This window comes from Pseudomonas sp. HR1 (assembly GCF_030175875.1).
Classification (GTDB): Bacteria; Pseudomonadota; Gammaproteobacteria; order Pseudomonadales; family Pseudomonadaceae; genus Chryseomonas; species Chryseomonas oryzihabitans.
Window position 1 is genome coordinate 74,908 of sequence record NZ_JASNRF010000007.1, and the last position, 11,306, is coordinate 86,213.

Annotated in this window: 11 protein-coding genes; 10 read left to right on the top strand and 1 reads right to left on the bottom strand. The window is 66.2% G+C overall.

Features of this window, described 5'->3' with window-relative positions; genetic code table 11:
- The first annotated feature begins 19 nt into the window (after window positions 1-19).
- The 8 genes from QKY98_RS21050 (at window position 20) to QKY98_RS21085 (ending at window position 7,935) form a co-directional block, all read left to right on the top strand.
- Window positions 20-2,194, top strand: a complete 2,175-nt coding sequence (locus QKY98_RS21050) for a HAMP domain-containing methyl-accepting chemotaxis protein (RefSeq protein ID WP_284671533.1) — start codon at window positions 20-22, stop codon at window positions 2,192-2,194.
- A gap of 7 nt (window positions 2,195-2,201) precedes the next feature.
- Window positions 2,202-2,705, top strand: coding sequence for a chemotaxis protein CheW (locus QKY98_RS21055; protein WP_027597644.1), 504 nt, complete (start codon window positions 2,202-2,204; stop codon window positions 2,703-2,705).
- 82 nt (window positions 2,706-2,787) lie between these two features.
- Complete coding sequence (locus QKY98_RS21060; protein ID WP_284671534.1) at window positions 2,788-4,443, top strand: methyl-accepting chemotaxis protein; 1,656 nt, start codon at window positions 2,788-2,790, stop codon at window positions 4,441-4,443.
- Window positions 4,443-4,913: a chemotaxis protein CheW gene (locus tag QKY98_RS21065; protein ID WP_027601273.1), complete on the top strand. Its 471-nt coding sequence runs from the start codon at window positions 4,443-4,445 to the stop codon at window positions 4,911-4,913. Before QKY98_RS21060 ends, QKY98_RS21065 begins: the two co-directional genes overlap by 1 nt.
- Before the next feature lie 10 nt (window positions 4,914-4,923).
- Window positions 4,924-5,727 (top strand): CheR family methyltransferase, encoded by an 804-nt coding sequence (locus QKY98_RS21070; RefSeq protein ID WP_027597646.1) that lies wholly within the window; start codon window positions 4,924-4,926, stop codon window positions 5,725-5,727.
- A 26-nt stretch (window positions 5,728-5,753) separates the two neighbouring features.
- The gene (locus tag QKY98_RS21075; protein ID WP_284671535.1) at window positions 5,754-6,239 is read left to right on the top strand and encodes a chemotaxis protein CheD; all 486 of its coding nucleotides are present in this window, start codon (window positions 5,754-5,756) and stop codon (window positions 6,237-6,239) included.
- Window positions 6,236-7,306, top strand: coding sequence for a protein-glutamate methylesterase/protein-glutamine glutaminase (locus tag QKY98_RS21080; protein WP_027597648.1), 1,071 nt, complete (start codon window positions 6,236-6,238; stop codon window positions 7,304-7,306). The genes QKY98_RS21075 and QKY98_RS21080 overlap by 4 nt, the downstream gene beginning before the upstream one ends.
- Before the next feature lie 53 nt (window positions 7,307-7,359).
- Entirely contained in the window at window positions 7,360-7,935 is a 576-nt protein-coding gene (locus QKY98_RS21085; RefSeq protein ID WP_027597649.1) for a DUF1349 domain-containing protein, read from the top strand.
- Between the two features lie 15 nt (window positions 7,936-7,950).
- Here QKY98_RS21085 and QKY98_RS21090 read toward each other — a convergent pair whose 3' ends face one another.
- Entirely contained in the window at window positions 7,951-8,421 is a 471-nt protein-coding gene (locus tag QKY98_RS21090) for a MaoC family dehydratase (RefSeq protein WP_007162137.1), read from the bottom strand.
- Window positions 8,422-8,680: 259 nt separating this feature from the next.
- Here QKY98_RS21090 and QKY98_RS21095 point away from each other — a divergent pair, with 259 nt between their 5' ends.
- Window positions 8,681-10,360, top strand: a complete 1,680-nt coding sequence (locus QKY98_RS21095; protein WP_007162138.1) for a long-chain fatty acid--CoA ligase — start codon at window positions 8,681-8,683, stop codon at window positions 10,358-10,360.
- Between the two features lie 152 nt (window positions 10,361-10,512).
- Window positions 10,513-11,292 carry an SGNH/GDSL hydrolase family protein gene (locus QKY98_RS21100; protein WP_007162139.1) on the top strand — a complete coding sequence of 260 codons (780 nt, stop codon included), beginning with the start codon at window positions 10,513-10,515 and terminating at the stop codon, window positions 11,290-11,292.
- Window positions 11,293-11,306: the final 14 nt, after the last annotated feature.

The following is an 11,306-nucleotide window of genomic DNA, read 5'->3' on the forward strand; positions in this document are numbered from 1 at the left end:
CCTTTTTGAGACCATCGACATGACCGTCATCAAGAAAATGCTGCTGCTGGTGCTGTCCGCGTTACTGGGCATCCTGGTACTGGCCGGCACCGGGCAATACGAAATCGACCAGGTGTTCCAGGCGGCCAACTACGGCAACGACAACACCGTTCCCAGCCTCAAGGCACTCGGCGAGGTCAATGACAGCCGCTCCGACTACGTGGTGGGCATCTATCGCCACGTGCTGTCGACCAGCAGCGAAGCCATGACCGCCGCCGAGCAGGATCTGGCCACGGCCAAGGAACGCATTGGCCAGAGTCTCGCCAAGTACGAGACGCTGGTCTCGGACGACCGCGATCGTGGCCTGCTGGCCGCCGATCGCGCCGCCTTCACGGCGCTGTTCAACCTGGGCGACCAGGTCATCGCCCTGTCGCGGCAGAATCGCAACGACGACGCCCAGGCTCTGATGCGCAGCCGCACCGACGTGATGCTGGCCATCAACAAGGCCCTCGACGAGCACGTCGGCTACAACGAGAGCCTCGCGCAGCAGGGCGTGCAGGTCGCCCAGAAGACCAAGGTCGAAGCCACCTGGCTGGCCCTGTCCATCGCCCTGGCGACCCTGCTGGCCGTGGCCCTGCTGGGCTTCTTCATCACCCGCAACCTGCTGCGTCAGCTGGGCGGTGAGCCGGCCGCGGTGGCGACCCTGGCCGGCCGTGTGGCCGCCGGGGATCTGCCCGATGACATCAAGCTGCGCGGCGACGACAAGACCAGCCTGATGGCGGCCATGCAGAACATGGTCACCACCCTGCGCGGCCTGATCGGCGAAATGAGCAGCATGTCGGCGGCCCACGACCGCGGCGAAACCGTGGTGCGCATCCCGGCCGAGCGCTTCCAGGGTGCCTATCGCAACATGGCCGAAGGGGTCAACGGCATGGTCGCCGGCCACCTCAGTGATTCCGCCAAGGCCATGGCCTGCGTCAAGAGCTTTGGCGAGGGCGATCTGTCGGTGGCGCTGGAGCGCTTCCCCGGCCAGAAGGCGGTGATCAACGACAACCTTGAACAGGTCCGCGGCAACATCCAGCGCCTGGTCGAAGACGCCAATCAACTGAGCCAGGCGGCCATGGCCGGTCGCCTCGATACCCGTGCCGATGCCAGTGCCCACCAGGGCGACTTCCGCCGCATCGTCGCCGGCATCAACGGCACCCTCGACGCCATCGTCGCCCCGGTCAACGAAGCCATGGGCGTCATGGCCGGGCTCGCCCAGGGCGACCTGAGCCGCACCGTGCGCGGTGACTACCAGGGCCAGTTGCTGGAGCTCAAGGAGTCGATCAACGGCACCGTGGGCAAGCTGAACCAGATCATCGGCGACGTGCGCCTGTCCGCCGATGCCCTGGCCAGTGCCTCGGAAGAGATCTCCGCCACCGCCCAGAGCATGAGCCAGGCCAGTACCGAACAGGCCGCCTCGGTCGAGGAGACCAGCGCCAGCGTCGAGCAGATGTCGGCTTCCATCGCCCAGAACACCGAAAACGCCAAGGTTACCGACGGCATGGCCGGCAAGGCCGCGCGCGAGGCCAACGAAGGCGGCGAAGCGGTGGGTGAGACCCTGGTCGCCATGAAGACCATCGCCGAGAAGATTGGCATCGTCGACGACATCGCCTACCAGACCAACCTGCTGGCGCTCAACGCCGCCATCGAGGCGGCCCGCGCCGGCGAGCATGGCAAGGGCTTCGCCGTGGTGGCCGCCGAGGTGCGCAAGCTGGCCGAACGCAGCCAGATCGCCGCCCAGGAAATCGGCACCGTGGCCAAGAGCAGCGTGGCCCTGGCCGAGCGCGCCGGGTCACTGCTCGACGAAATGGTACCGTCCATCAGCAAGACCTCCGATCTGGTACAGGAAATCGCCGCTGCGTCCGAAGAACAGAGTAGCGGAGTCACTCAGATCAATAGCGCCATGCTGCAACTCAACCAGATCACGCAACAGAACGCCTCGGCCTCGGAAGAGCTGGCCGCGACCGCCGAAGAAATGAGCGGTCAGGCCGAGCAGCTGCAGCGCCTGATGGGCTTCTTCCACACTGGCGAGGGTCGTGCGGTCCAGGACTTGGAGCGTGCCATCGAGCAGACGCGCCCGGTCGCCAGCCGCACGGCCCAGCCAACCCCGCGTCGTCCGCAGATGGCCGCGGGCGGCCTGCCGGACGGTTACGTCCGCTTCCCGGAGTAATGGCGTCATGACAGCCCTGACCCTTGGCGACATCGCCCACGAACACCTCGGCCATCAGCACCTGACCTTCGTGGTCGATGGGGAAACCTATGCGGTGGATACCCTCGCGGTGCGCGAGATCATCGAGTTCGGCCAGCTGACCCAGGTCCCGCTGATGCCGGCCTGCATTCGCGGGGTGATCAACCTGCGCGGCGCCGTGGTCCCGGTGGTCGATCTGGAAGCCCGCTTCGGCGGGCGACCGACCCGGGTCGGCCCGCGGACCTGCATCGTCATCCTGGAAGTGTGCGCCGACGAAGACACCCAGGTGCTGGGCGTGGTGGTGGATGCGGTGAGCGAGGTGCTGGAAATCGCCGCGGCGGACATCCGTCCGGCGCCGGCCTTTGGCAGTCGCCTGGCGCCGCACTTCATCGCCGGCATGGTTAAGTCCGAGGACGGCTTTCTGACCCTGCTCGACGTGGCCCAGGTACTGGATGTGCAGGAACTGGCGAGCCTGGCCCAGGCCGCCAGCTGAGACATCCCCGCCTTGCACGGGCGACGGTAACCGGCGCCTCTAAAACGAAACAGTCGTAACCGGCGCCGGAGGCGCTTCCACCATGCTGAACACTCTTCGCGTCTCGACCAAGCTGGCGATCGGTTTCGGGACCGCCATCCTGATGCTGCTGCTGGTCATGGGCGTCGCCCTGCTCAACATGGGCACCATGAAGGACTCGGCTGACAACATGTCGAAATTCCGTTTCCCCATGACCGTCCAGGCCAACACCCTGGTGCGCAACACCCTGGACAGCGGCCGCCTGATGCGCAACCTGCTGCTGCTGGACGATGAGCGTGCCCTGGCCAAGACCAAGGAAGACATCGCCAAGGTCCGTTCGGGCAACGGCGAGATCCTTGCCGATCTGCAGAAGAAGATCACCAGCGACGAAGGCAAGCAGAAGCTGGCCGCTGCCGTGGATGCCCGTCAGCGCCTGCAGGACAAGTACGGCGAATTCTTTCGCCTGCTGGACACCGACCGCGGCCAGGCTCGTGACTATCTGCTGAACGTCTTCGCCCCCAACAACAACGAGCTGGTGGCCGCCCTTGGCGCCCTGAACGACCTGCAGGCCCAGCGCATGCAGGAAGCTGGTGAAGCGGCGACCGACGCCTATGTAGATGCCCGCAATCTGATGATCGTGATAGGTACGGTGGCAGTCCTGATCTCCATCCTGCTCGGCTACCTGATCACCCGCAGCCTGATCCGGCAGCTGGGTGGTGAACCCGCCTATGCCGCCGAGGTGGTGCAGCGCGTCGCCCGCGGCGACCTGAGCGTCGAGGTAACGACCCGCGAGGGCGATACCACCAGCATGCTGGCCGCCGTGCACACCATGACCACCACCCTGGCGCAGATCATCAGTGACGTGCGCAGCTCGGCCGATGGCCTGGCCAGCGCCTCCGAAGAGGTTTCGGCCACCGCCCAGAGCATGAGCCAGGCCAGCACCGAGCAGGCCGCCTCCGTCGAGGAAACCAGCGCCAGCATCGAGCAGATGTCGGCCTCCATCGCCCAGAACACCGAGAACGCCAAGGTCACCGACGGCATGGCCGGCAAGGCCGCGCGGGAAGCGGACGAGGGCGGCCAGGCCGTGCGCGAGACCCTGGTGGCCATGAAGACCATCGCCGACAAGATCGGCATCGTCGACGATATCGCCTACCAGACCAACCTGCTGGCGCTCAACGCCGCCATCGAGGCCGCCCGTGCCGGCGAGCACGGCAAGGGCTTCGCCGTGGTGGCCGCCGAGGTGCGCAAGCTGGCCGAACGCAGCCAGGTCGCCGCCCAGGAAATCGGTACCGTGGCCAAGAGCAGCGTCGCCCTGGCCGAGCGCGCCGGTTCCCTGCTGAGCGAGATGGTGCCTTCCATCAACAAGACCTCCGACCTGGTGCAGGAAATCACCGCGGCCTCCGAAGAGCAGAGCGCCGGGGTCGAGCAGATCAATGGCGCCATGCTGCAGCTCAGCCAGATCACCCAGCAGAACGCCTCGGCGTCCGAAGAGCTGGCCGCCACCGCGGAAGAGATGAGCGGCCAGGCCGAGCAGCTCCAGCAGATGATGGAATACTTCACCCTGAGCGGTTCGCCGGTGGCCCAGCAGGTCACCCGTCCCGGTGCCAAGCACTCGGGTCCGAGCCTGGCCGAGCGCGCTTCGGCACTGATCGATTCACCCCGGCGTGCGCCCCGTGGCAGCGTGCCGGCCGGTTTCGCCCGTTTCGAGGAGCAAGCCTGATGCTATTGCGCCAGTTTCTGACCTTTCAGCTCGCCGGTGATCTCTACGGCGTGAACACCAGTTGCGTGCGGGAGATCATCGAGTACGGCGCGGTCACCACGGTGCCCATGCTGCCGCCGGCGATCCGTGGCGTCATCAACCTGCGCGGCGCCGCCGTGCCGGTCATGGACCTCGGCGTGCGCTTTCGCAACGAGGTGACCGAGACCTCCCGCCGCAGCTGCATCGTGGTGCTGGAGATCCAGGTCGACGGCGGCCCCCAGGTGTTCGGCATCGTGGTGGACGCGGTCTGCGAGGTGCTGGAGATCGCCGCCGACGGCATCGAGCCGGCGCCGCGCTTCGGCGCCTCGATCCGCACCGACTTCATCCTCGGCATGGCCAAGCAGGGTGCCGGTTTCGTCATCTTGCTCGACATGGATCGGGTCCTGGGCGCAGACGATCTCGCCCAGCTCGCCGCCATGACGGCTGCCTGAGTCGCCGGCCATGGAACTCCCCGCGCTGACCGACAGCGAATTCCGCCAGTTTCGCAGCTTCATCTTCCGGGTCGCCGGCATCAGCATGTCCGATGCCAAGCGCCCGCTGGTGAGCGGTCGCCTGGCCAAGCGCGTGCGCCAGCGCGGCACGCCCAGCTACGACGCCTATTTCCAGCTGATCCAGCGTGACCAGGCGGAATGCCAGATGGCGGTCGATCTCTTGACCACCAACGAGACCTACTTCTTCCGCGAGCCCAAGCACTTCGACTTCCTGCGCGAGCAGGTGCTGCCGAACTGGGACAGACGCCAGCCGCTGCGGCTGTGGAGCGGCGCCTGCTCCTCGGGGGAGGAGCCCTATACCCTGGCCATGACCCTGGCCGAAGGGCTGGGCGAGCGCCCCTGGGAAATCGTCGCCTCCGACCTCAGCACCCGGGTGCTGGCCAAGGCGCGCAACGCCCAGTATCCGCTCGCCGAAGCCGAGAACATCCCGCCGGCGCTGTTGCGGCGCTATTGCTTCAAGGGCGTGGGCGAGAACGACGGCACCTTTCTGGTGGATCCGCGGCTGACCGCGCGGATCGCCTTTCGCCAGATCAATTTGAACAACTCGCTGCCGGAGCTGGGCACCTTCGACATCATCTTTCTGCGCAACGTGATGATCTACTTCGACGTGCCCACCAAGCGCCAGGTGGTGGCCCGTCTGGTTCGCCACCTGCGACCCGGTGGCTACTTCTTCGTCAGCCATTCCGAGAGCCTCAACGGGGTGACCGACGCCCTGAAAATGGTCAGTCCTTCCATCTATCAACGTCCGCTCTAGCCATGGCAGCCGCGCCGGAACTGTTCTTGCGTCCTGGCGACTGGTATTTCGGCCAGGGCGATTTGCGGATCCGGACCATCCTGGGCTCCTGCGTGTCCTTTGTCTTCTGGCAGCCGCAGCGACGCCTCGGCGGCATGACCCATGCGCTGCTGCCCACGCGTCAGCGCGCCGCTCCCGGCGCACCCGCCGACGGCCACTATGTCGACGAATCCCTGCAATTGATGCTGGGGGCGATCGCCCGCCACGGCGGTGATCTCTCCGGCTACCAGGTGCACCTCTACGGGGGTGGCAACATGTTTCCCCAGCTTCTGCGCGGGCGCGTCCGCAACATTGGCGACGTCAATGTCGAGGCGGCGCTGGCGCAATTGGCCCAGGCCGGTATCCACACGGTGCGGACCCACGTCCGCGGCGCCGGCCATCGCAAACTGTCCCTGGACCTCGTCGACGGCCGGGTGCTCATGCAACAGGTGGAGCTACCCTATGTTCCGCCGCTTACGAGACTTACTCCATGAACAAGATCAAGGTCCTTATCGTCGACGACTCCGCCGTGGTGCGGCAGGTGCTCGCCCAGAGTCTCGCGGAGGATCCGGCCATCGAGGTGCTGGGGGTCGCCGCCGACCCGGTGTTCGCCCAAGACAAGATGCGCAAGCAATGGCCCGACGTCATCGTGCTGGACGTGGAGATGCCGCGCATGGACGGCATCACCTTTCTCAAGAAGATCATGGCCGAGCGCCCAACCCCGGTGGTGATCTGCTCGACCCTGACCGAGAAGGGCGCCGCCACCACCCTGCAGGCCATGGCCGCCGGGGCGGTCAGCATCGTCACCAAGCCCCAGGCCAACCTCAAGCAATTCCTCAAGGACGCCTCGGACGACCTCACCAGCGCGGTCAAGGCCGCCGCTCGGGCCAATCTCAAGCGCCTGGCGCCGCGTGGCGTGCCGGTGGTGCCGACGCCCAAGCTCAGCGCCGACGCCATCCTACCGTCCGGCGGCAGCCCGGCCATGGCGCGCACTACCGAGCGCATCGTCGCCCTGGGTACCTCCACCGGCGGCACCCAGGCCCTGGAAGCGGTGCTGACCTCGCTGCCGCGGGTCTGCCCCGGCATCGTGGTGGTCCAGCACATGCCCGAGCGCTTCACCGCCGCCTTCGCCGAGCGCCTGGATCGCCTCTGCGAGCTGGAGGTGCGCGAAGCGCGGCATGGCGATCGGGTCCTGCCGGGACGGGTGCTGATCGCGCCGGGTGGTCGCCACATGCTGCTCAAGCGCAGCGGTGCCCAGTACCAGGTGGACGTGGTCGACGGCCCGCCGGTCAGTCGTCATCGCCCCTCGGTGGACGTGCTGTTCCGCTCGGTGGCGCGGGCCGCCGGCAGCAATGCCCTGGGGATCATCATGACCGGCATGGGCGACGACGGCGCCCGTGGCCTCAAGGAGTTGCGCGACGTCGGTGGCCGTACCCTCGGCCAGGACGAAGACAGCTGCGTGGTCTACGGCATGCCCAAGGAAGCCATGAAGCTCGGCGCGGTGGAGCAGGAGATCGGCCTCAACCAGATCGCCGCCGCCATCCTCAAAGGTGGGGTCTAGACGAACTTGCGGGGCAGGCGGGACTCCAAGCGCGAGCACGCGAGGAGAGCCCCATGTTCGACATCTGCCACTGGATCAACGAGCCTGAAACCTGGCTGGCCGAGCCCGAGCGGCTGCGGGTCATCACCGATCGCCACAGTGACTTCTGGAACCACACCCACGACGGCGGCGAGCGCCACAGTGGCCACTTCTTCGGCGCCCGGGTTACCAGCGGCTTCACCGCCCAGCTGCGGGTGGCGGCGCGCTGCAAGAACCAGGGCGACCATGCCGGCTTGATGGTGCGGATCGACGAGCAGCACTGGCTGCGGGCCGGCATCGGCTACTTCGACGATACCCCGCAATTGCTCAGCGTCCTGACCCTGGGACGCTCGGATCTGGCCGTAGGCGCACCGCTGGGCGAGCGCGAAGAGCTGTGGCTGAGGATTACCCTGACCCAGGGCACCCTGCGGGTCCAGGCCTCGCTCGACGGTCAGCGCTGGCCGCTGCTGCGCCTGGCCAGCCTGCCCGTCGCCGCCGAGTACCGGGTCGGCCCGGTCTGTGGCACCCCGGAGCGGGGTGGCATGGAGGTGGCGTTCAGCGACTTCAGTCTGCAGGCCCCGCTGCAGCGAGGCCTGGCCGATCTGAGTTGAGGTGGGGAGGGCGACTCAGCCGACGGTGACGGGGGGCAGTTCGACCTGCTGCACCTGCACCGGCTTGCGCGGGGCGACCACCTTGGCGACCCCGTCGACGACCTTGTCACCGTGCTGGTTGAACACCCGGGTGGCCAGGTTCACGCGAAACTTCGGCAGCTTTTCCAGCACCTCGATTTCCACCGTCAGGGTATCGCCCAGCTTGACCGGTTTTTCGAAGGTCATGGTCTGGTCGACATAGAGGGTGCCCGGGCCCGGCAGGTTGCAGGCCACCGCGGCGCTGATCAGGGCGCCACTGAGCATGCCGTGGGCGATGGGCTCGCGAAACAGCGTCTTGGCGGCGAATTCGGCGTCCAGGTGCAGCGGGTTGCAGTCCCCGGAGAGGGCGGCGAACAGCAGCACATCGCGCTGCTCGATGGTGCGGGTCACGGTCACCTTCTGGCCGATCTCGAGGGCTTCATAAGGGATGTTTTCGGTCAGGCTCATGACGCGCTCCGGCAGCTGTGACAAGGCGGCGGACGCCGCGAAGCCGGGCATTCTACCCAGGCTCGCCGCCCGAGGCTAATCGACGCCCGGAAAAGCCCCGGGAGAAGGTGACCATAAGTGACTATCTGGTCATTAGGTGACGTTCAGGGCGGATATTGATGCTGTTGCGGGCAGGGCAAAGCTGCTAGGCTCGCAGGGCCGGTTCAGCGCTGATCACGGCACTCCAACGAACAATAACCATAGAGCGGGAGCGGGCTGCATGATGCCGAATTTCTGGAGTGACAAATATCCCGAGGGCATCCAGACAGACATAGACCTGGACCGTTATCGCAACGTCCTGGCGGTATTCCGCGAGGCCTGCCAGACCTACGCCGAGCGCCCGGCGTTCAGCAACCTGGGCCGCACCCTGAGCTACCGCGAACTCTATGAGCTGTCCGGTCAGTTCGCCGCCTACCTGCAAAAGCATACCGACCTGCAACCCGGCGATCGCATCGCCGTGCAGATGCCCAATGTGCTGCAGTATCCGGTGGTGGTCTTTGGCGCCATGCGTGCCGGCCTGGTGGTGGTCAACACCAACCCGCTGTACACCGCCCGCGAGATGCAGCACCAGTTCAAGGATTCCGGCGCCCGGGCGCTGGTCTGCCTGGCCAACATGGCGCACCTGGCCGAACAGGTGCTGCCGCAGACCGACATCCGGCACGTCATCATCACCGAGGTCGGCGACCTGCTGCCGACCTTCAAGCGCCTGCTGGTCAACGCCGTGGTCCGCCACGTCAAGAAGATGGTGCCGGCCTATCGCATTCCCCATTCCATCCGCTTCGTCGATGCCATGACCAAGGGCGAGCACGTCGATTTCGTCGACGCCGACCCGGCGGCCGAGGACGTCGCCGTGCTGCAGTACACCGGCGGCACCACTGGCATCGCCAAGGGCGCCATGCTGACCCACCGCAATCTGGTGGCCAACATGCTGCAGTGCCAGGTGCTGATGACCAAATACCTGGGCGGCGGCGCCCAGGTGATGATCGCGCCGCTGCCGCTCTATCACATCTATGCCTTCACCATTCACTGCATGGCCATGCTGATCCAGGGCAACCACAACGTCCTGATCACCAATCCGCGCGACCTGCCGGCGCTGGTCAAGGAACTGCGGCAGTGGCGCTTCAACGGCTTCGTCGGCCTCAACACCCTGTTCGCCGCCCTGTGCAACAACGAGGATTTCCGCCAGCTGGATTTCTCCCAGCTCAAGGTGACCTTTTCCGGTGGCATGGCGCTGCAGCAATCCGTGGCCCTGCGCTGGGAAGAGGTGACCGGCTGCGGCATCTGCGAAGGCTATGGCATGACCGAGACCAGTCCGGTGGTGAGCTTCAATCCGCTGGAGCGGCGCCGGCTGGGTACCATCGGCGTGCCGGTGCCGGGCACCGACTGCAAGGTGGTGGACGCCGATGGCGTGGCCCAGGGCTTCGATACCCCTGGCGAACTGTGCGTCAAGGGCCCCCAGGTCATGAAGGGCTACTGGCTGCGTCCCGAGGCCACCGCCGAGGTGCTGGACGCCGAAGGCTGGCTGCGCACCGGCGACATCGCCGTGATCGAGCCGGATGGCTATCTGCGCATCGTCGATCGCAAGAAGGACATGATCCTGGTGTCCGGCTTCAACGTCTATCCCAACGAGCTGGAAGAGGTGCTCTCCCAGTTGCCCGGGGTGCTGCAGTGCGCCGCCATCGGTATCCCCGACGAGGTGGCGGGGGAGAAGATCAAGGTGTTCGTGGTGCCCAAGCCCGGTGCGTCCCTCACCACCGAGCAGGTGCTCAAGCACATGCACGACAACGTCACCGGCTACAAGCGACCCAAGCTGGTGGAATTCCGCGACAGCCTGCCGACCACCAACGTCGGCAAGATCCTGCGTCGCGAACTGCGTGACGCCGAACTCAAGAAGGCGTAACAGGACTTCACTATGTCCCCCGCGCCGCTACCTCTCGTCGACTGGTAGCGGTGCCACCGGTTTCCAAGCATGGTTTTCGCAAGAGGTTCGGGTATAAACCGCAGGCGGCATTTTGCCGTCACCTCTCCGACCTCTTTCCTTGAGGACACACCATGCGAATTAGCGTACGCCAGGCCGTGCTGGGCCTCTTCCTGCTGGGCTCCAGCGTGCTCGGTCAGGTCCAGGCCGGTGAACCCATCCGCGTCCTGTTCGTGGGCAACAGCTACACCTTCGTCAACGATCTGCCGGCTATGGTCCGTCAAATGTCCGTCGACGCCGGTCAGTCGCGCCCGCTGGACGTCAAGCATGTGACCTTCAGCGGCGCCAGCCTCGAGGAACACTGGAAGCGCCACGACGTGCAGGACGAGCTGGCCAAGGCCAACTACGACTACGTGGTGATCCAGGACCACAGCATGATGCCGGTGAAGAATCCGGACCTGACCCGTCAGTACGTGCGCCTGATCGCCGACCTGGCGCGCAAGGACGGTGCCCAGCCGATCCTCTACCTGACCTGGGCCCGGCAGAACAACCCGACCATGCAGGCGCAGCTGGACAGCGTCTACACCCCCCTGGCCAAGGAAACCGGCGCGCTGCTGGCCCCGGTGGGCCAGGCCTGGCAGAAGGCCCTGGCCGATCAGCCGCAACCGGGTCTGTTCCTGCCCGATGGCAGCCACCCGTCCTTTACCGGTACCTACCTGACCGCCTCGGTCTTCTATGCGCTGATCTACGGCACCCGTCCGCCGCTGCCGGCCGCCGGCGAAAAGATCAAGTTCGATCACGCCGATCCCGCCGATCTGCAGCAGGACGCCTGGAAGGCCCTACAGTCGCTGGACATGGCCCTACGCACGCCGCCGGCCAAGTTGAACGTGGCCAGCGTCCAGGCCAAGCGCTGAGTCCGTTCCGCCGC